Source organism: Hydrocarboniphaga sp., from assembly GCF_965279055.1.
Taxonomy (GTDB): Bacteria; Pseudomonadota; Gammaproteobacteria; order Nevskiales; family Nevskiaceae; genus Hydrocarboniphaga.
The window spans coordinates 2926702-2945787 of the sequence record NZ_OZ257125.1 but is presented as its reverse complement, the minus strand read 5'-3'; the positions used below and the strand labels follow the sequence as shown (position 1 = coordinate 2945787).

Sequence of the window (19086 nt, the reverse complement as noted above, 5' to 3'; positions counted from 1 at the left end):
GAACTCCCTTTCGTTCCAGGCGTTGTCGTTGGCCGACACGTTATTAGCCGCAACCAACCCGCAACTGAACACCGCGCGGATGTCTCAGCCATCGCCCGGCGATTTCATGATTTCGCTGACGCGCGTCGCCAGCGTGCTCATGGCGAACGGCTTGGTCATCAGCTGCATCCCCGGCGCCAGAAAGCCGCTGGAAACCGCGGCATTCTCCGCATAGCCGGTCATGAACAACACTTTCAGGCCGGGACGTTTTCCGCGAGCGGCATCGGCGACCAGGTGGCCGTTCATGCCGGGCAGGCCGATGTCGGTCAGCAGCAGATCGATGCGTATTTCGCCGTCGATCAGTTTCAGTGCCGAAGGCCCGTCGGCGGCCTCCAGCACGCGATAGCCGAGATCGCTGAGCACTTCGACGACCAGATTGCGCACCACGCGCTCGTCCTCGACGACCAGGATCGTGCGCCCCGGCGCGGCCGATACCTGCGCGTCGGCGACCGGCTCGGCGGCGGCGGCGCCGGCTTCGCCGAGAAAGCGCGGCAGATACAGCTTCACCGTCGTGCCCTGGCCGGCGTCGCTGTAGATCCTGGCGTAGCCGTCGGACTGGCGCGTGAAGCCGTAAATCATCGACAGGCCCAGGCCGGTACCCTGGCCGATCGGCTTGGTGGTGAAGAACGGATCGAAAGCGCGCTCGGCCACGTCTGGTGCCATGCCGATGCCGGTGTCGCTGACGCAGATGCAGACGTACTGCCCCGGCGCCACGTCGCGCTGCCGCGCGAGATGGGCCTGGTCCAGATGCGTGTTGCAGGTTTCGATGGTCAGGCGTCCGCCCTGCGGCATCGCGTCGCGCGCATTGATCGCCAGATTCAGAATCGCGTTCTCGAGCTGGTTGGCGTCGCAGCGCGTCATCCACAAACCGCCGGCGAGCACCATCTCCAGCTCGATCGCCACGCCCAGCGAGCGCCGCAGCAGATCGTCCATCGACGCGATCAGCTGGTTGACCCCGATCGGCTTCGGATCCAGTGGCTGACGCCGCGCGAACGCGAGCAGGCGATGGGTCAGCGCAGCAGCGCGATTGGCCGAGCTCATCGCGCTGTGCACGAAGCGGTCGGCCTCGGTGGCGCGGCCGCGCGCGATATAGGTCTGCACCAGATCCAGCGAGCCGACGATGCCCTGCAGCAGATTGTTGAAGTCGTGCGCGATGCCGCCGGTGAGCTGGCCGACTGCTTCCATTTTCTTTGCCTGGCGCAGTGCATCTTCGGCGCGCGAACGTTCGGCGATTTCGCTGGCGACGCGCTGCTCCAGCGTGTCGGCGAGCACGCGCAGTTCGTCTTCGATGCGCTTGCGATCGGTGATGTCGAAGCAGGCGCCGACATAGCGTTCGGACGCGCCCTGGGCGCTGCGCAGCACTTCGCCGCGGCGTGCGATCCAGCGCGACTCACCGGTATCGGCGCGGCTCACGCGGTACTCGGTGTAGTCCAGCGGGTTGCCCTCGGCGAGGCGGTACGGGCCGGTCTTGTCGCGATCCTCGCTGTGGACCAGATCCACCAGCAGCGTGTCGGTGACGTCGATATCCGCGGGCAAGCCCCACAGCTGGCGGAATTCGTCGGACACCGTGAGCTTGCCGGTCTGCGGATACCACTCGAAAGTGCCGATACCGCCGGCGCGCTGCGCGATCTGCAGGCGCTCTTCGGCGGCGCTGCGATCGGTGACGTCGGTGCCTTCGACGAAGATGCTGACGATCTCGCCGCTGCGGTTGCGGATCGGCTGATAGACGAAATCGAGCAGGCGCTCATGTGCACCGGATTCGGTCTGCAGCAGCACCGGCATCTTGCGGCCGATGAAGGCCTCTCCGGTGGCATAGACCTGATCGAGCAGATCGGCATAGCCCTGGTCGCGAATCTCCGGCAGGGCCTGTAACAGCGGCTGGCCGATCACGTCGCGGCCGCCAACCAGCCGGCGGTACGGCTCGTTGACCAGTGCGAAAACATGATCCGGCCCGCGCAGCACGGCCATGAAGCTGGGCGCGTTCTGGAACAGCTCGCGCAGCGACTCGGTTTCGGCCGCGAGTTGCCGGTTGGCGGCGCGCACTGCCTCGCGTTCGACGGCCAGGCTGTCGGCCAATTCGCGCAGTTCGTCTTCGTTCTGCCGCTGGCGGCGTTCGCTCAGCACCCGTTGTGTGATTTCTATCACGGTGCACAACACGGCCCAGACCTGCTGCTGTTCGTCGCGTACCGGCGTGTAATAGAGGTCGAACCAGACCTCCTCCTCGACGCCGCTGCGCCTGACCTGCATGCGCTGGTCGGTATGCGACACCACCTCGCCGCGAAAGCCGGCCTCGATGATGCCGCGGTTCCAGTTGTCCCAGATTTCCGGCCAGATGTCCGGCACGGTGCCGCCGAGCGCCTGCGGATGCCGCGGACCGGCGATCAGCGAGTAGGCGTCGTTGTAGATCATCACGTGATCGGGTCCGCACATCAGCACCATCGCGATCGGTGAGTGGAGCACGATGTCGACCGCGGTGCGCCGGCTTTGCGGCCAGCTCCGGATCGCGCCCAGGCTGGTCTGGGCCCAGTCGAATTCGCGCACCAGTTGCGGGGTTTCACCCGGGCCCTGCGGCCATCCCTTGCTGTTCATTTCAGTCGCTGGTGTGGGGGCAGCCACGGCGTCGTCGCGGCGGGTTAGCGGGCAGGCTGCATGATGCCAAAAAGCCGTTCCTGTCGCGCCGGCATGGCCGTCGTATCATGCTCGGTACTCAGACGGCCTGCGCAGACAGCGGCCGCATCCACGCGACACAGGGAGCGCTGTGAAATCGATCCGCGTCCTTCTGGCCGACCCGCAGCCGCTGGTCCGTGCCGGCTTGCGAATGCTGATGGAGCAGTTCCGCGGCGTCAGCGTCGTCGACGAGATCGGTTCCGGCCCGGAGTTGCTGGAGATTCTGGCCGAGCGTCCCCCGGACATCGTCGTCACCGAGATGACCCTGCAGGGCGGCACCGCGCTCGACATCGCGCGGCGCATCAACCGTCATCTGCCACAGGTGAAAGTGCTGTTGCTGTCGGCGCAGATCGACAACGCCCAGGTCCAGGCCGGGTTGCGCGCCGGCGTGCTCGGCTTCGTCTCCAAGGCCGCCGAGCCTGCCGAACTGGAGATCGCGCTGCGCGCGGTCGCGGTAGGCAACCCGTACCTGAGCCCGCAGCTGGCACGGTTTGCGATCGATCGCCGGCGTAGTAGACAAGACGAACCCAGCGTCATTCTTCCGACGCGCCAGCGCGAAGTGCTGCAACTGCTGGGCCGCGGCAAATCGACCAAGGAGATCGCGGCGCTGATGGGGCTGTCGGTAAAGACCGTGGAGACCCATCGCTCGCGCTTGATGCAGGCGCTGGAGCTGAGCAATATCAATGCCTTGCTGCATTACGCAGTGCGCCATGAGCTGCAGGCGGGAGAGCGCTGAGCGCGTTTGTAAAGAACGGTGTCCAAACTTGTAACCGGCTGTTTCTGACGTAAGGTTTAACCTTACAAGACGTCAGGCATACTCCGATGGGCCGCCCTGGCGATCGCAGCGAGTATGGCTTCCATTAGAGGCCGTCTGGTCTCGGTGTGGAGGAGTTGCCATGAAAAATCTGAAGCCTCAGATGAAGATCCAGGTCGGGCAGTCCCAGGTGATGACGCAGCAGCTGCTGCAGTCGATCCGGCTGCTGCAGCTGACCTCGCAGGAGCTGGAGATGGAAGTCCGCCAGGCCTTGGACTCCAACCTGATGCTCGAGGCCGAGGAAGTCGACGACATGGAGTCCGACAGCGACTTCGTCGTCGGCGAAACCCAGGCCCCGGCCGCCGCCGAAGTCGAGCCGGCGGCGCTGGAAGTCAGCGGTGCCGACGCCGGCGCCCACGAGCAGGTCGAGGCCGATTTCGACTGGTCCAGCAGCGAAAGCTGGACCGGCGGCGAGCCGATGGACGAGGACGGCGAATCCGCCGCCTCGCGCGTGCCGGACGTGCTGCCGACCGATCCGCGGCTGATGGCTCTGTCGCAGTTGCAGCTGGTGGTCAGCGACGCGCGCACTGCCGAGCTGGTCGCCGCGATCATCGACGCGGTCGACGACAGCGGCTATTTGAGCGAAACGCTGGAGTCGCTGCTGGAAAAGCTGCCCCCCGAGGCTGGCTACACGCTGGCCGAACTCGAAGCCGCGCTGACCCTGGTGCAGAGCGTCGAGCCGACCGGCTTCGCCGCGCGAAACCTGAGCGAATGCCTGTGCCTGCAGCTGCAGGCGCTGCCACGGCAGACGCCGGGCCGCAGCCTGGCCCTGCGCATCGTCGCCGACTACCTGCCGCAACTGGGCGAGCTCACCGAACACGCGCTGGCCGAAGTCGTCGATCACCGCGTCGCGCAGGTACACCAGGCGCTGGGCCTGATCAGGGCGCTGGATCCAAAGCCCGGCGCGGCCGGGGCGATGCCGGCGCAGGCGGTGGTGCCGGAAGTGATCGTGACCGGCCAGCGCGGCGCCTGGCGCGTCGAACTCAACCCGGGCACGCTGCCGCGCGTGCGCGTCAATCGCGGCTACGAGAAGGCCATCGGCGGCGCCGGCCAGCATCGCGCGCTGCGCGACCAGCTCAACGAGGCTCGCTGGCTGGTGCGCGGCCTGGAAATGCGCCAGGAAACCTTGCTGAGAACCGCGCAGGTGGTGTTCCAGCGCCAGGCCGGTTTCCTGAAAAACGGCGAAGAGGCGATGGCGCCGCTGAACCTGATGGACGTTGCGGAGGCCATCGGCGTGCACGAATCGACCGTTAGTCGCGTGGTTGCCAACAAGTACGCTTTGACGCCTTGGGGTGTATACCCATTGAAGGCATTCTTCCCGGTGCAGATCGCGGGACGCGATGCGGACACCTCGGGCACCGCGGTCCGCGCGATGATCCGCAAGATCATCGACGGCGAAAATCGGATGAACCCTTTGTCAGATGGCGATATCGCCGCACTGCTGGCGCGCCGCGGTGTAAACGTTGCGCGCAGAACGGTGGCAAAGTATCGGGAAGGGATGCGGATCGCCGCAGCGCCAGCTAGGGCGCAGCGGGTTCAGGCCGTGGCGGGTTGAATGATTACGGCGACGTCGCGCAGCGACGTGAGCCACTTGAGGGACGGAAGAGGGATATGAAATTGCGCACTTTGCTCGTCGACGATAACCAGGCATTTTTGGCTTTGTCCAAGCACCTGTTGGCGCCGATGGCGACGGTCGAAGTAGTTGGCTTCGGCTACGACGGTTTCGACGCGGTGCGTCTGGCGGAAGAACTCCACCCCGATCTGATCATCATGGATCTGGTCATGCCCGGCATGGGCGGCCTGCAGGCGACGCGGCTGATCAAGGCGCAGGAGCGCGCACCGCACATCGTCATCGCCAGCTACTACGACGACGCCGAACATCGCGAGCACGCGGCCGCCGCCGGCGCCGACGGCTTCGTTGGAAAGAACGCTTACGAGCATCAGATCGCGCAATTCCTGGCGGCACACAGCGGCAAGGCGGCCGGCTAGCTCAAGCCAAGCTAATATCCCGTCATGTCCGAATCGCGTGTACTGATCATTGACAGCGACGCCGAACGCTCGGCCGCGCACGCCGCCATCCTGCAATTTATCGATTACCGCCCGGTCGAAGTCGCCAGCGCCGCCGAGATCCGCCTTAGCGAGCATCGGCCGCAGGACTGGATTGCGGTCATCATCGGCAGCGAGCCGGAGTTCGAAACGCTGGAGCGCTTCGTCGACTGGCTCAAGCGCGATCGCTATCACCCGCCGCTGCTGGTGCTGCAACCTTATTTCGAGCGTGCGCGCGAGCGTTTCGGCCTCGACGAATCCGCGCTGTTGCCGGTGGAAGCACCGGTCAAATACACCCAGCTCAACGAACTGCTGCGCCGTGCCGGCCTGCTGCGCATGGATCGCGAAGCCGCGGCGGTGCGCCGTTCCGGCCCGACCGGAAACTCGGCGCCGATGCGCCGCGTGCGTCAGATGATCGCGCAGGTCGCGCCCTTCGATTCCACCGTGATGGTGACCGGCGAATCCGGCACCGGCAAGGAAGTCGCCGCGCGCGCGGTGCACGATCAGTCGGCGCGCCGCGACCATCCTTTCGTCGCGGTCAACTGCGGCGCGATTCCGTCCGAGCTGCTCGAATCCGAACTGTTCGGCCACGAAAAAGGCGCGTTCACCGGCGCCATCACCGCGCGCAAGGGCCGCTTCGAAATGGCCGACGGCGGTACGCTGTTTCTCGACGAGATCGGCGACATGGCGCTGTCGATGCAGGTGAAGATTCTGCGCGTGCTGCAGGAGCGCACCTTCGAGCGCGTCGGCGGCACGCGCAGCCAGCGCTGCGACGTGCGCATCATCGCCGCGACGCATCGCAACCTCGAAGAATCGATCATCAAGGGCAGCTTCCGCGAGGATCTGTACTACCGTCTCAACGTGTTCCCGATCGAGATGCCGCCGCTGCGCGAGCGGCTCGAAGATCTGCCGCTGCTGATGGACGATCTGACCAAGGTCATGGAGCGCAACGGCCACGGCCAGGCGCGCCTGCTGCCGGACGCGATCCACGCGCTGCGCTCCTACCACTGGCCTGGCAACGTGCGTGAGCTGTCCAACCTGTTCGAGCGCCTGGCGGTGCTGCATCCGGGCCGCGAGGTCAGCGCCGCGGATCTGCCGCGCCAGTATCGCGGCACCGTCAGCGCCGTCGCAGCGCCGCCTTCGGGAACGCGCGACGAGGCGCGTCAGTCGCAGCCGGCCAACGCGAACGCCGAACTAAGCGCGCTGCAGGCGTCGCGCGCCGCCTCGCTGACCGAGCTGCCGCCGGAGGGCATGAACCTGAAGGATCACATCGAGGCCATCGAGATGACGCTGATCCGCCAGGCGCTGGAGAAATCCGACGGCGTCGTCGCGCATGCGGCCAAGCTGCTCAACACGCGCCGCACGACGTTGGTCGAGAAGCTGCGCAAGTACGGGCTGTCGCGCGATCTCGGCGACGAAGTAGTCGCGATCGACCCCGCCGGCGACACCTCCGAACGCGTCGGCCGCATCCGCAACAACTGAGCGCCGGCGCGACGAAGCAGCAGCGCGTCGTCCGGCGAAACTCGATTCAATCGCGTTCGTCGCGCGCGACAAAGCCCGCGCCGATCATCGGCCCGCGCTCGCCGAATTATCAGAAAGAGTCGCGGCGCAAACCAACGGCCGATGCCTTTCAGCGCGAAGTGGCGCTGCGCGCGCGCTGCACCAGTGCGACCATCGCCTTGCGCACGTCGGTCGGTGTCTGCACCGGAGAGTCGAAGGCGATGCGCGCGACGCGGTGGCCGAGCATCAGGTCGAAGCCTTCGCCGTCGATCGCCGACAGGCGCGGCGTCTGCGCGCCGACATCGATATCGAACAGCCTGCAGTAGGCGAGCATCGCATCGGCATGATCGCGGTTCATGTGGTCGATCATGCCGGCTTCGTCCTGCTCGCTGAAAGGATTCGGTGCGTTCAGTGCCGCGCCTTCGACCCAGTGGATGCGGCCGAAGCCGCCGATATAGCGGCCGCGCAGCGCCTGGATTCGATAGAACGAGAAGTCGTGCGCGCGGTGATAGTCGGTTGCGTGCGGGAAGCGCCGGTAGTAGCGCGCGGCGGCTTCGTCGATTTCGCTGTCGGGCACCCGCGACGCGTCGCCGATGATGGTCAGCCGCGCTTCGGCCTGGCTGTCGTTGCCGCCTTCGGTCAAGGTCAGCGACACGCGCGCATCGGCTTTGATGTTGCGCGTGTGTTCGGCGATCGCGCTGATCAGGATCAGCGGGCGGTTGTCGCGGTCCGGGGCGAACGTGGCCACCGAGCCGAACGGATAGCCGGGCATGGCCAGCGACATCGTCGACAGGATGCCCTGATGGCGGTGCGCGTAAAAATCACGGGCCTGCGCGGCCGAGGTTTCGTTATTGGCCATGACGATGTCTGCGAGATCGATTGAGCGGCAAGGATAGCGCGGCGCCGCCGGATCGCCGGGCCAGTGCCGGATCCTGAGCCGGTGACGGCCTTCCGACACCGCTGGCCGAAACCGGCCGCCGGCGCCGCGACGGAAACACGACGGCCCGGCGTGGCGCTGCGCGCAACGCCGGGCACAGCGCTTGCCTGAAGGGCCCGTCCACCTCGCTTTCGGGCATCGCAGATGAGCAGCATCGACGTCAACAGCGTGCTTTCGCAGATTCGCAGTCTCAGCCAGCAGGCGGGCGTGCGGCCGGCCGTGTTGCCGCCGATGGCATTGGGCACCGAAGTCGCCGGCACCCAGGCCACGAACGCCTCGCAGGGCTTTGGCTCGATGATCAGGCAGGGCATCGCCAGCGTCGCCGACACGCAGAACGCCGCCGGCAAGCTGCAGCAGAAGTTCGAACTCGGCGATCCCGACACCGACTTGGCGACGGTGATGGTGGCCTCGGCCAAGGCCCAGGTGTCGTTCCGCGCGATGGTCGAGGTGCGCAACCGCGTCGTCAGCGCCTATCAGGACGTGATGAACATGCCGCTCTGAGCGCGCCTTTCATCCAAAACCAAAACCACATTGATGAATAACGACAAGCGAGCAATCGAGCATGGCTGAGCTCACCCAATCCGGCGGCGCGATGGCCAGCTTCCGGCAGATGCAGGGCCTGAAGGACATCCCGCTGCTGCGTCAGCTGGCGGTGTTCGGCGGCATCGCGATCGCGGTCGCGCTGGGCCTGACGATGTTCAACTGGTCGCAGAAGCCGGAATACGTCGCGCTCTACGCCGGCCTGTCCGACAAGGACTCGAGCGAACTCGCCGACGCGCTGCGCGCCGCCAACATCGAATACAAGCTCGATGCCGGCAGCGGTGCGGTCACCGTCGCGCCGGATCAGGTGCACACCGCGCGCATGCGCGCGGCTTCCCTGGGACTGCCGAAAGGCGGCGCCCAGGGCTTCGAGATGATCCAGGGCGAGCAGGGCTTCGGCGTGTCGCAGTTCATCGAGAACGCGCGCTATCAGCTGGCGCTGGAAACCGAGCTGGCGCGCACCGTGTCCAGCCTGCAGCCGGTCAGCAGCGCGCGCGTGCATCTGGCAGTGCCCAAGCCCAGCGCGTTTACCGGTGGCAATCGCGGCAATGCCTCGGCTTCGGTGGTCGTCGAACTCAAGGCCGGTCGCCAGTTCGAAGCCAATCAGGTCGAGTCGATACAACACATCGTCGCCTCCAGCGTGCCCAACATGGCGCCCGGCGCGGTCACCGTGATCGACCAGTTCGGCCGTCTGCTCGGCAGCGACAAGAGCAACGATGAGTTCGCCGAAAGCGGCGAGCAGTACCAGTTCACGCGCCGCGCCGAAGCCGACTACGTGCGCCGCATCGAGTCGCTGATCGCGCCAATGGTCGGTGCCAACCGGCTCAGCGCCCAGGTCGCCGCCGACTACGATTTCTCGGTCACCGAAGAAGCGCGCGAAAGCTACAACCCGCAGAACTCCGTGGTGCGCAGCGAGCAGACCAACGAGAGCCAGCGCCGCGACGGCAGCAGCAGCGAAGCTTCCGGGGTGCCGGGCGCGACCAGCAACCAGCCGCCGGCCTCGGTGCCGCCGAACGCACAGGCCGATGCCAAGGCCGCCGCTGCATCGAGCACCGCGACGCCGACGACGCCACCGAGCCAGAGCACGCGCTCTGAAACGCGCAATTACGAGCTCGACCGCACCTTGAGCCACACGCGTCAGTCGAAGGGCCGGCTGAAGCGCCTGTCGATCGCGGTGCTGGTCGACAACCTCACGCGCGTCGGCGCCGACGGCAAGACCACGAGCGTCGCGCTGACCGCCGAAGAACTTGCCAAGGTCGAAGCGCTCGCCAAGCAGGCCGTCGGCTTCGACGCCGCGCGCGGCGACACCGTCACCGTGCAGAACGCGCCCTTCATTGCCGAGGCCATCGAGCCGCAGCCCGAGCAGCCGATATGGCAGCGCAGCGACGTGCGCGAATACGCACGCCTGGGTGCCGGTGCCATCGCGGTGCTGGCGCTGATCCAGTTCGTGCTGCGGCCGATGCTGCGCATGCTGATCAGCGGTCGTCCGCGGGATCAGCAGACGCAGCGCAACAGCGGCGGCGAATATCAGCCGCAGGGCGCGATCACTGGCGAGCATCTGGCTGCCGATCAGCTGTCGATTTCGGCGCAGCAGAGAATCGAGGCGCATGCGCAGCAGCAGGCCGCGTTGCCGCCGTCGAGCTACGACTCGCACATCGACGCGGCGCGCAGCGCGGTCAGTCAGGATCCGAAGCGTGTTGCTCAAGTCATGAAAACCTGGTTGAACGAAGATGGCTGATGCCAAGACTGCAGACGCCGGCAAGATCGCCGGCCCGGAGCGCGCCGCGATCCTGCTGATGTCGCTCGGCGAGAACGAGGCTGCGCAGGTGCTCAAGCACATGGGCGCCAAGGACGTGCAGCGTGTCGGACAGGCGATGGCCTCGCTGGCCAACGTCTCGCGCGACCGCGTCGAGACCGTGGTCACGCGCTTCGTCACCGAACTCGACACGCAGACCTCGATCGGCGTCGGCTCCGACGACTACGTGCGCCGCGTGCTGGTCGGCGCGCTCGGTGAAGACAAGGCCGGCAGCCTGATCGACCGCATCCTGCTCGGCCGCAACAGCAAGGGCCTTGAAGCCCTGAAGTGGATGGAGACGCGGGCGGTCGCCGACCTGGTGCGCAACGAGCATCCGCAGATCGTGGCGATCGTGCTCGCCTACCTGGATTCCGACCAGGCAGCCGAAGTGCTGATGCTGTTGCCGGAGCGCATGAAAAGCGACGTGCTGATGCGCATCGCGCGCCTCGATGGCATTCAGCCGCAGGCGCTGCGCGAGCTCGATGAAATCATGGAGAAGCAGTTCTCCGGCGGCACCAATCTGAAGTCGTCGAGCGTTGGCGGTATCAAGGTCGCTGCGAACATTCTGAATCTGATGGACTCGACTGCCGAGTCCGCGATCATCGACAAGATCGGCGAGATGGACAGTGACCTGTCGCAGCGTATCCAGGACCTGATGTTCGTGTTCGACGATCTCGGCGAAGTCGACGATCGCGGCATCCAGGCGCTGCTGCGCGAAGTCAACGGCGATATGCTGACGGTGGCGCTGAAAGGCGCCGACAGCCGCGTCAAGGACAAGGTGCTGAAGAACATGTCCAAGCGCGCGGCCGACATGCTGGTGGAAGACATGGCGGCCAAAGGCCCGGTACGCCTGGCCGATGTCGAGGCCGCGCAGAAGGAAATCCTGCTGGTCGCGCGGCGCCTGTCCGAGGCTGGCGAAATTCAGTTAGGCGGCAAGGGTGACGACTTTGTCTGAAGCCACCAGCAACTCGTCCGACACGATACTTGCCGGCGATCGCGCCGCCAGCGCGCGCCTTTGGGAAATGCCGCTGCTCAGCTTCAGCCAGGACACGCAAGCGCAGCAGCAGCCGCTGACCGCCGAGGCGCTGGAAGCCATCGAAGCCGCGGCGCATGCCGAAGGCTATCAGCGCGGCCTCGGCGAAGGCCTCGCCGAAGGCCGCAGCCTCGGCGCGCAAGCCGTGCGCGACGAAGCGCAGCGCCTGCGCGATCTGGTCGCGCATCTGTCGCGGCCGCTGGCCGATCTCGACGCCGAGGTCGAACGCACCCTGATCGCGCTGACCATCGAAGTCGCGCGTCGCCTGGTCGATGAACAATTGCAGCTCGATCCGGCCCTCGTCGCGAGCGCGGTGCGCGACGCCGTCGCCTCGCTGACGCCGCCGCCGCGCGATGTGCGCGTGCATCTGCACGCCGAAGACGCCGCCATCCTGCAGAACATGCCGGTGCCCCCGGACGTGGTCAGCTGGCGCCTGGTCGCGGACAACACGCTGCGCCGCGGCGACGTGCGCCTGGTCACCGAAAGCGCGACGGTCGATGCGCTGCTCGATACGCGGCAGGCGGGCATTGCACGCTCGCTGCTCGGGGAGCACGAGTGATGTCGGATTTCGCCGTCGCGGTTGCCCCTCTCCCGCGTGCGGGAGAGGGTGGCGCGCAGCGCCGGGAGAGGGCCGTCGCCAGCAAAAGCGTCCTCTCTTGCCCCTTCGGGGCACTCTCTCCCGCACGCGGGAGAGAGGAAGCGCCGCAATGACCGCCAGCAGCTTCCAGATTCAGCGCGACCGCAAGCTCGGCGCGGCGCTGAAAGGCGCGCGCAGCCGCGTTGCCGAATCTCACACCGTCGTCGTCGAAGGCATGCTCAAGCGCGTCACCGGCCTGACCTTGGAAGCGGTCGGTTGCCAGGTGCGCATGGGCAGCAGGGTCAGCGTGCTCAATGCCGACGGCGGCGCGGTCGAGGCCGAAGTGGTCGGCTTCAATGGTGACCGCACTTATCTGATGCCGATCGGCGATCTGCGCGGCGTGCAGGCCAATGCGCGCGTCGTGCCGCTGGCGAAGACGGCGACGGTGCCGGTCGGCGACGGTTTACTGGGCCGCGTGCTCGACGGTGAAGGCCGGCCGCTGGACGACATCGGTCGCCTGGTCTGCGATCGCGCCAGTGTCGGCAATGCGGTGATCAATCCGCTGTCGCGCGAACCGATACGCGATGTGTTGGATACCGGTGTGCGCGCGATCAACGCGCTGCTGACCGTCGGCCGCGGCCAGCGTCTCGGCCTGTTCGCCGGCACCGGCGTCGGTAAATCGACCTTGCTCGGCATGATGACGCGCTATACCAACGCCGATGTCATCGTCGTCGGCCTGGTCGGCGAACGTGGCCGCGAAGTGCGCGATTTTCTCGACCACAGTCTGGGCGAGGAAGGTCGTCGCCGCGCGGTCGTCGTGGCGACGCCGGCAGACCGCTCGCCGATGCAGCGCCTGCGCGGTGCCTGGCTGGCCACCTCGATCGCCGAGAGCTTCCGTGATCGCGGCAAGAATGTTTTGTTGTTGATGGATTCGCTGACGCGCGTCGCCCAGGCGCAGCGCGAGATCGGCCTGGCGATCGGCGAGCCGCCGACCACGCGCGGCTATCCGCCCAGCGTGTTCGCGCTGATTCCGAAAATGGTCGAGCGCGCCGGCAACGGCAGCAAGGGCGGCGGATCGATCACCGCGTTCTACACCGTGCTGACCGAAGGCGACGATCCGAATGATCCGATCGCCGACACCGCGCGCGGCGTGCTCGATGGCCACATCCTGCTGTCGCGGCAGATCGCCGAGTCCGGCATTTTCCCGGCGATCGATGTCGAAGCTTCGATCTCGCGCGTGATGCAGAGCATCGTCGCACCGGAACATCAGCAGCTGGCGCGGCGGTTCCGCGCCGCGGTTTCCACTTACCAGCGCAATCGCGACCTGATCGCGATCGGCGCCTACCAGCGCGGCTCCGATCCGCGTGTCGACGAGGCTTTGGCGCTGTGGCCGCGCATCGAGGCCTTCCTTCGCCAGGACGTCGACGAAGGCAGCGACGCGGCCACCAGCCGCAAGGCGCTTGCCGGCATCTTCAATCTCTAAAGGACTGCGCACATGCTTGAGCAGAAGCGTCTGGTACCGATTCAGGAACTCGCCGAGAAACGCGAAGACGAAGCGGCGCGCGATCTGAACGAGGCGCGCAAGAGCCTGGCTCTGCGCGAGAACCAGTTGCGCGAACTGGAGAACTACCGCGAGCCGCCGTCGACCACCGCCAGCGTCGAGATGCTGCGCAATCGCGAGGCTTTCCGGCTGAAGCTGGCCGAGGCGATCATCCAGCAGCGCCGCGCGGTCGATCTCGCCCGGCGCAACGTCGAGACGCAGCGCCAGCGCTGGATCGCGACGCATCGCCAGACCGAGCTGTACGACAAGCTGATTGACCGCGCGCGCATTCACGAACAGGCGCAGCAGGACAAGCGCGAACAACGCGATCTGGACGAGCTGGCGCTGCGCATGGCCGCGGCGCGGGGCCAGTCTTGAATCTCGCCGCCGACGTATCGCTGCCCGCGGTCGCCACGCCGACGCGCAGCACCGCAAGCGCTGCGGCCAACAGGATCGCCGCCGCCCACGACGCCAAGCAAGCCGCGAACGACGGCGACCGTTTCGGCGACTGCCTGAAGGCGAGCAGCGACGCCGCCGCTGATGCGGAGCAGGCCAGCGCCGAGGCGGCTCAGCCGGACAAAACCACGAACCAGACCAAGGATGAGCGCAGCGCGGACGAGTCCGAAAGCGACAACGCAGACTCGACGCAGGGCCTGGGTCTGGTCGCGAGCCTGCTGCAGACGATACTGGCGATGCCGCCGAAAACCGATCGCAGCGCGCCGCTCGACGAAGCGGCTCCATCAGCAAGCAGCGGACTGCCTGGCATCGGCGGCGATGTCGCGACCACTGGCCGCAGTGCGCAAGCCGATCCGCTTCTGTTGCCGCATCAGCCCGGCGGCGGCGGCGTCGATGACGCGCTGCCGACACCGGCGACGCAGACCGACGTCACCGCGCTGCCGGCCGCACACGACACCGTCGCCGACGCGCTGCTGGTGCTGCTGCATGCACCGGCCGCCGCGCTCACCGGCACCGATCGCGCGGCGGCGGTGGCAACGCCGGCGCCGTCACAGCCGGTACCGCACGGCGAGCTCGCCGAGCCGCTGGCCGAGCGTATCGTCTGGATGAGCGACACCGCGCGCGCGCATGGCGGCGCCTTGCAGGAGGCGCGCATCAGCCTGCATCCGGCCGAACTCGGCAGCCTGCAGATCAAGGTCGAGCTGAGTCACGACGGCAGCACCAAAGTCAGCTTCGACGTGCAGACCGTGCAGGCGCGCCAGGCGATCGAAGCCAGCCTGCCGCAGCTGCGCGAGCTGCTGGCACCGAACCTGGTCAACGCCGCCACCGCGAGCTTCCAGCTCAGCGGTGGCTTGTCGCAGCAGCAACAGCAGGCGTCGTCGCAATCGCAGGCGACGCGCAGCGGTGGAAGCCAGCGTGATGGCGACGCAACAGAATCGCAGAGCGTGACGCCGGTGGCGACGCGTCGCCGCGTCGGGCTGCTGGATCAGTTCGCCTGAGGCTGAGGTGGTCAAGCCCGCGCGGGCGGGCGGCGAGCGCTAGCGCTGGCGCTCCTCGTCGCGCACCGACTCCGGCAGCGTCTGGGTATCGATCAGCAGATCGCGCCAGCGGCCGAGTTGCAGCTTCATGTCCTGCGCCGGCGCGGCGATCTGGGCGGCGGCGTCGGCCAGGCCGGTCAGGCTGATGCTGTAGCTGCGCGGCGTGTAGAGACGTTGCTGGCAGCTGTCGGTGCAGGCCCAGTAATTGTTCACCTGCTGGTAGCGGGTGACACCCAGGTTCAACGAGGACTCGGCGCTCTCCAGCCAGCGCTGGCCGGGGCGGCTGCCACCGAAAGGCAGGCTCAGGCTCAGGCCGATGCTGTCGATGCCATCGCTGTCGTAGTTGCTCGAGGCATCGGCGGCCAACACGGACGGGCAGGCTGCCAGGCAGCTGACGATCAGGGTCGTGGCCAGTGTCTTCCGCATGCCTGCGCCTCCAGGTGATGGGGCCGGGTGATCCCGGTTGGGAGGAGTCTTGCAAAACCACTGCCACACCATGCCTGCTGGCAGGACAGCCGGCGACCAGAAACGGATAGCCGGGTTGGCCGCGCCGGCTTCGCGGGTGCACACGACTTAGACGGCGGCGAGGCAGTTCGGCGCGACGCATTTCCGTCGGCCGCGTGGCGAGCCAGCAAGCGAACGCCACGTCAATTTCCCGTCGGCCGATCCGAACGAGGCGTCGCGAGCCCTGGCACAGCGCTTGTACCTGGGGCTCGTCACCACCGGAGTTCTCGTATGGCCAGCGCCCCCACCGCCGATCAGGTTCCTGTCGCCGCATCCAAGAAAAAGGGCGGACTGCTGCCGCTGCTGCTGTGCACCGTCGTCGGTGCGGCGGCGGCAGGCGGCGGCGTCTATTTCGTCACCAAGCCGGCCGCTTCGTCGAAGGGCGCCAGCAGCGGCGAGCACGGCGCCGCGGCCGAGAGCCATGAGGCCGCGGCCGAGTCGCATGGCGACGAACACGGCGGCGGCGAGCACGAAGGCGCCAAGGCCGGCGCCGCGCAGTATCTGCCGATTTCGCCGGCGATCGTGGTCAACCTCAACGACAACGTCAACATGCGCTATCTGTCGGTGGACATGGAGCTGATGTCGCGCAGCAACGGCGGCGTCGAAGCCGCCAAGACCCACATGCCGCGCATCCGCAACACGCTGATGATGCTGTTCACGCAGCAGAAGTACGACGACATCGTCGATCGCCAGGGCAAGGAGACGCTGCAGAAGCAGGCGCTGGCCGCGGTGCAGGGAGTGCTCAAGGAAGAGACCGGCGAAACCCAGGTGCAGGGTCTGTTCTTTACCAATTTCGTGATGCAGTAATGAGCTCACGCGAGCTGCTATCCCAGGACGAGATCGACGCGCTGCTGCACGGCGTCGACAGCGGCGTGGTCGACACCACGCCGCCACCGGCTGCGCCGGGCGAGGCGCGGCACTATGACTTCGCCACCCAGGACCGCCTGGTGCGCGGCCGGCTGCCGACGCTGGAGATGATCAACGAGCGCTTTGCGCGCCTGTTCCGCATCTCGCTGTTCAACATGCTGCGGCGCACGCCGGAGCTGACCGTGATCGGCATCGAGATGCAGAAGTTCGCCGAATACACGCACAGCCTGTACGTGCCGACCAGTCTCAACGTGGTCAAGATCAAGCCGCTGCGCGGCAGCGCGCTGTTTATCTTCGAGCCCAAGCTGGTGTTTACCGTCGTCGATAATTTTTTCGGCGGCGACGGCCGCAACGCGATCAAGATCGAAGGCCGTGAATTCACGCCGACCGAGAATCGCGTGATCCAGTTGCTGCTGCGCCAGGTGTTCGCCGACCTGCGCGAAGCCTGGTCGCCGGTACTGGATCTGGATTTCGAATATCAGCAGTCCGAGGTCAACCCGCATTTCGCCAACATCGTCAGCCCCTCGGATATCGTCGTCGTGTCGCGCTTCAAGATCGATCTGGAAGGCGGCTCCGGCCATCTGCACGTGACCATTCCGTATTCCATGATCGAGCCGATCCGCGAGCAGCTCGACGCTGGCCTGCAGTCGGACCGCGCCGAGCGCGACGAGCGCTGGACGCAGGCACTGGAGCAGCAGATCAAGGACACCGAAGTCGCCGTCGAGAGTCAGCTCGCGACCGCGACGATCAGCCTGCGCCAGCTGATGAATTTGAAAGCCGGCGACGTGGTGCCGATCACCATGGGCAAGACCGTGGATCTGTACGTCGAGGACATGCCGGTTTTCCGCGGTACTTTCGGCGTCGCCAACGGCCGCAACGCGGTGCGTGTCACCAACGTCATTCATAGAACTCCCCCCCAGAAACTCGCCATCGGACCCCGCCAGTGACCAACCCCTTAAGTGCAGGCGCGCAGGAACTGCCGCGCGCCAGTTTCCAGAACCTCTCCAACGATGCCAACGCGGCGCGTGGCCCCGACAGCGAGCAGGGCCTGGACGTGATCCTCGACGTCTCGGTGACCTTGTCGATGGAAGTCGGCCGCGCGCGCATCCCGATCCGCAACCTGTTGCAGCTCAACCCCGGCTCGGTGGTCGAGCTGGAGCGCGCTGCCGGCGAACCGCTGGACATCTACGTCAACGGCACCCTGATCGCGCATGGCGAAGTGGTGGTGATCAACGATCGCTTCGGCGTGCGCCTGACCGACGTGGTCAGCCCCACCGAGCGCATCCGCAAGCTGCGCTGAGCGAGATCGAACCCAGGTGGAAACCACGAGCCTGATGCAGTCGCTGTTGAGCCTGCTGCTGGTGGTCGGTGCGATTTTCGCGCTGGCCTGGATACTGCGCCGCGTGCAGAACCTGCGGCCCAAGGGCAGCGGCGCGCTGCGCCTGCATAGCGGCCTGTCGGTCGGCAACCGCGAGCGCGTGCTGTGGATCGAGGCCGGCGGCAAACACCTGCTGATCGGCGTTGCGCCAGGGCGCGTCAGTACGCTGCATGTGTTCGACACCGTCCCGGAATTGCTGGAAGTGGCGCCGGTCGCAGCGGCGACGCAGGCACCGAATTTCGGCGATCTGCTGAAGAAGGCGCTGGGGAAGTCGGAATGAGCACTGCGCTGCGTCGCAAGCTGTGCGTGGCTGCGGGACTGCTGCTGTTGCCGGTCGCGGTGTGCGCGGCGCCGGGCCTGCCGGCGGTCAACGTCGTCCCCGCCGCCGGCGGTGGCCAGACTTATTCCTTGAGCATCCAGACGCTGATCCTGATGACCGGGATCACGCTGCTGCCGGCGGCGCTGCTGATGATGAGCTCGTTCACGCGCATCATCGTCGTGCTGGGTCTGCTCAGACAGGCGCTGGGCACCGGCAATACGCCGTCGAATCAGATCCTGGTCGGCCTGTCGCTGTTCCTGACGCTGTTCATCATGAGCCCGACGCTGGACGCGATGTACACCACCGCGGCCAAGCCGTATCTCGACGGCCAGATGGAGTTCGAGCCGGCGCTGCAGACCGGCATCAAGCCGCTGCGCGAGTTCATGCTGACGCAGACGCGCGAAGCCGATCTGATGACGTTCACGCGCATCGCCGGCCTGGATTCCTTCGACAAGCCCGAGGACGTGCCTTTCCGCATTCTCGCGCCGGCGTTCATGACCAGCGAGCTGACGACCGCGTTCGAGATCGGCTTTCTGCTGTTCATTCCCTTCATCATCATCGATCTGATTGTTTCCAGCGTGCTGATGAGCATGGGCATGATGATGCTGTCGCCGATGCTGATTTCATTGCCGTTCAAACTGATGCTGTTTGTGCTGGTCGATGGCTGGAGCCTGGTGATGGGCTCGCTGGCCGGGAGCTTCATCAAATGACGCCGGAAGAAGTCATGAACCAGGGCCAGCAGGCGCTGCAGCTGGCGCTGATGATTGGGGCGCCAATGCTGCTGGTGGCGCTGGCGATCGGCCTGCTGGTGGGCATGTTCCAGGCGGCGACGCAGATCAACGAGGCAACACTGTCGTTCATCCCCAAGGTCATCGCGATGGCCGCGGTGCTGGTGTTCATGGGGCCGTGGATGCTGCGACTGCTGACCGAATTCACGCGCCGGCTGATCGAAGGCATCCCGGGCCTGGTTCACTGATGCTAATGCCGACGCGCCATCGCATCCCCTCTCCCTTCGGGAGAGGGGCAGGGGTGAGGGC

Annotated in this window: 20 protein-coding genes; 17 read left to right on the top strand and 3 right to left on the bottom strand. The window is 66.5% G+C overall.

The genetic code is table 11. The features are described from left to right. Positions 1-84 precede the first annotated feature (84 nt). Positions 85-2628 carry a PAS domain S-box protein gene (locus ACQZF9_RS13310; protein ID WP_428309454.1) on the bottom strand — a complete coding sequence of 848 codons (2544 nt, stop codon included), beginning with the start codon at positions 2626-2628 and terminating at the stop codon, positions 85-87. Positions 2629-2797: 169 nt separating this feature from the next. On the opposite strand from ACQZF9_RS13310, the gene ACQZF9_RS13305 reads away from it, so the two are divergent. The 4 genes from ACQZF9_RS13305 (at position 2798) to ACQZF9_RS13290 (ending at position 7048) form a co-directional block, all read left to right on the top strand. After that, positions 2798-3442, top strand: coding sequence for a response regulator (locus ACQZF9_RS13305; RefSeq protein WP_428309453.1), 645 nt, complete (start codon positions 2798-2800; stop codon positions 3440-3442). Positions 3443-3602: 160 nt separating this feature from the next. Then, entirely contained in the window at positions 3603-5075 is a 1473-nt protein-coding gene (gene rpoN, locus ACQZF9_RS13300) for an RNA polymerase factor sigma-54 (protein ID WP_428309452.1), read from the top strand. 56 nt (positions 5076-5131) lie between these two features. Beyond that, positions 5132-5509, top strand: coding sequence for a response regulator (locus ACQZF9_RS13295; RefSeq protein ID WP_428309451.1), 378 nt, complete (start codon positions 5132-5134; stop codon positions 5507-5509). Between the two features lie 24 nt (positions 5510-5533). Then, positions 5534-7048 carry a sigma-54 dependent transcriptional regulator gene (locus ACQZF9_RS13290; RefSeq protein WP_428309450.1) on the top strand — a complete coding sequence of 505 codons (1515 nt, stop codon included), beginning with the start codon at positions 5534-5536 and terminating at the stop codon, positions 7046-7048. A gap of 148 nt (positions 7049-7196) precedes the next feature. Here the strand turns inward: ACQZF9_RS13290 and ACQZF9_RS13285 are convergent, their stop codons facing one another. Beyond that, positions 7197-7925 (bottom strand): HugZ family protein, encoded by a 729-nt coding sequence (locus ACQZF9_RS13285; RefSeq protein ID WP_428309449.1) that lies wholly within the window; start codon positions 7923-7925, stop codon positions 7197-7199. 222 nt (positions 7926-8147) lie between these two features. Here ACQZF9_RS13285 and fliE point away from each other — a divergent pair, with 222 nt between their 5' ends. From fliE to ACQZF9_RS13250, 7 genes are all read left to right on the top strand, one after another. Beyond that, the gene (gene fliE / locus ACQZF9_RS13280; RefSeq protein WP_428309448.1) at positions 8148-8504 is read left to right on the top strand and encodes a flagellar hook-basal body complex protein FliE; all 357 of its coding nucleotides are present in this window, start codon (positions 8148-8150) and stop codon (positions 8502-8504) included. Positions 8505-8565: 61 nt separating this feature from the next. Continuing rightward, positions 8566-10281, top strand: coding sequence for a flagellar basal-body MS-ring/collar protein FliF (gene fliF / locus ACQZF9_RS13275; RefSeq protein ID WP_428309447.1), 1716 nt, complete (start codon positions 8566-8568; stop codon positions 10279-10281). A gap of 25 nt (positions 10282-10306) precedes the next feature. Further along, positions 10307-11293: a flagellar motor switch protein FliG gene (fliG, locus tag ACQZF9_RS13270; RefSeq protein ID WP_428313427.1), complete on the top strand. Its 987-nt coding sequence runs from the start codon at positions 10307-10309 to the stop codon at positions 11291-11293. Next, positions 11277-11930, top strand: coding sequence for a FliH/SctL family protein (locus tag ACQZF9_RS13265; protein WP_428309446.1), 654 nt, complete (start codon positions 11277-11279; stop codon positions 11928-11930). The genes fliG and ACQZF9_RS13265 overlap by 17 nt, the downstream gene beginning before the upstream one ends. Positions 11931-12078: 148 nt before the next feature. Continuing rightward, positions 12079-13431 carry a flagellar protein export ATPase FliI gene (gene fliI, locus ACQZF9_RS13260; RefSeq protein WP_428309445.1) on the top strand — a complete coding sequence of 451 codons (1353 nt, stop codon included), beginning with the start codon at positions 12079-12081 and terminating at the stop codon, positions 13429-13431. Between the two features lie 12 nt (positions 13432-13443). Beyond that, positions 13444-13866 (top strand): flagellar export protein FliJ, encoded by a 423-nt coding sequence (gene fliJ, locus ACQZF9_RS13255; RefSeq protein WP_428309444.1) that lies wholly within the window; start codon positions 13444-13446, stop codon positions 13864-13866. After that, positions 13863-14942: a flagellar hook-length control protein FliK gene (locus ACQZF9_RS13250; protein ID WP_428309443.1), complete on the top strand. Its 1080-nt coding sequence runs from the start codon at positions 13863-13865 to the stop codon at positions 14940-14942. The genes fliJ and ACQZF9_RS13250 overlap by 4 nt, the downstream gene beginning before the upstream one ends. Positions 14943-14981: 39 nt before the next feature. Here ACQZF9_RS13250 and ACQZF9_RS13245 read toward each other — a convergent pair whose 3' ends face one another. Beyond that, positions 14982-15407 carry a hypothetical protein gene (locus tag ACQZF9_RS13245; protein ID WP_428309442.1) on the bottom strand — a complete coding sequence of 142 codons (426 nt, stop codon included), beginning with the start codon at positions 15405-15407 and terminating at the stop codon, positions 14982-14984. Positions 15408-15716: 309 nt separating this feature from the next. Between ACQZF9_RS13245 and ACQZF9_RS13240 the strand changes: the two genes are divergently transcribed. From ACQZF9_RS13240 to fliQ, 6 genes are read left to right on the top strand one after another with little or no spacing between them, the layout of a single operon-like run. Further along, on the top strand, positions 15717-16292 hold the full coding sequence (locus ACQZF9_RS13240) for a flagellar basal body-associated FliL family protein (protein WP_428309441.1): 576 nt from the start codon (positions 15717-15719) through the stop codon (positions 16290-16292). Beyond that, entirely contained in the window at positions 16292-17299 is a 1008-nt protein-coding gene (fliM, locus tag ACQZF9_RS13235) for a flagellar motor switch protein FliM (protein ID WP_428309440.1), read from the top strand. Before ACQZF9_RS13240 ends, fliM begins: the two co-directional genes overlap by 1 nt. 29 nt (positions 17300-17328) lie before the next feature. Next, positions 17329-17652: a flagellar motor switch protein FliN gene (fliN, locus tag ACQZF9_RS13230; protein ID WP_428313426.1), complete on the top strand. Its 324-nt coding sequence runs from the start codon at positions 17329-17331 to the stop codon at positions 17650-17652. A gap of 16 nt (positions 17653-17668) precedes the next feature. After that, complete coding sequence (gene fliO / locus ACQZF9_RS13225) at positions 17669-18010, top strand: flagellar biosynthetic protein FliO (protein ID WP_428309439.1); 342 nt, start codon at positions 17669-17671, stop codon at positions 18008-18010. Beyond that, positions 18007-18759, top strand: coding sequence for a flagellar type III secretion system pore protein FliP (gene fliP / locus ACQZF9_RS13220; protein WP_428309438.1), 753 nt, complete (start codon positions 18007-18009; stop codon positions 18757-18759). The genes fliO and fliP overlap by 4 nt, the downstream gene beginning before the upstream one ends. Further along, positions 18756-19025: a flagellar biosynthesis protein FliQ gene (fliQ, locus tag ACQZF9_RS13215; protein ID WP_428309437.1), complete on the top strand. Its 270-nt coding sequence runs from the start codon at positions 18756-18758 to the stop codon at positions 19023-19025. Before fliP ends, fliQ begins: the two co-directional genes overlap by 4 nt. The last annotated feature ends 61 nt before the right edge of the window (positions 19026-19086 follow it).

Coding starts and splice junctions, on each gene's coding strand:
- ACQZF9_RS13310 (WP_428309454.1), bottom strand. CDS start 2,628: ATGAACAGCAAGGGATGGCCGCAGGGCCCGGGTGAAACCCCGCAACTG.
- rpoN (WP_428309452.1), top strand. CDS start 3,603: ATGAAAAATCTGAAGCCTCAGATGAAGATCCAGGTCGGGCAGTCCCAG.
- ACQZF9_RS13295 (WP_428309451.1), top strand. CDS start 5,132: ATGAAATTGCGCACTTTGCTCGTCGACGATAACCAGGCATTTTTGGCT.
- ACQZF9_RS13290 (WP_428309450.1), top strand. CDS start 5,534: ATGTCCGAATCGCGTGTACTGATCATTGACAGCGACGCCGAACGCTCG.
- ACQZF9_RS13285 (WP_428309449.1), bottom strand. CDS start 7,925: ATGGCCAATAACGAAACCTCGGCCGCGCAGGCCCGTGATTTTTACGCG.
- fliE (WP_428309448.1), top strand. CDS start 8,148: ATGAGCAGCATCGACGTCAACAGCGTGCTTTCGCAGATTCGCAGTCTC.
- fliF (WP_428309447.1), top strand. CDS start 8,566: ATGGCTGAGCTCACCCAATCCGGCGGCGCGATGGCCAGCTTCCGGCAG.
- fliI (WP_428309445.1), top strand. CDS start 12,079: ATGACCGCCAGCAGCTTCCAGATTCAGCGCGACCGCAAGCTCGGCGCG.
- fliJ (WP_428309444.1), top strand. CDS start 13,444: ATGCTTGAGCAGAAGCGTCTGGTACCGATTCAGGAACTCGCCGAGAAA.
- ACQZF9_RS13245 (WP_428309442.1), bottom strand. CDS start 15,407: ATGCGGAAGACACTGGCCACGACCCTGATCGTCAGCTGCCTGGCAGCC.
- ACQZF9_RS13240 (WP_428309441.1), top strand. CDS start 15,717: ATGGCCAGCGCCCCCACCGCCGATCAGGTTCCTGTCGCCGCATCCAAG.
- fliM (WP_428309440.1), top strand. CDS start 16,292: ATGAGCTCACGCGAGCTGCTATCCCAGGACGAGATCGACGCGCTGCTG.
- fliP (WP_428309438.1), top strand. CDS start 18,007: ATGAGCACTGCGCTGCGTCGCAAGCTGTGCGTGGCTGCGGGACTGCTG.
- fliQ (WP_428309437.1), top strand. CDS start 18,756: ATGACGCCGGAAGAAGTCATGAACCAGGGCCAGCAGGCGCTGCAGCTG.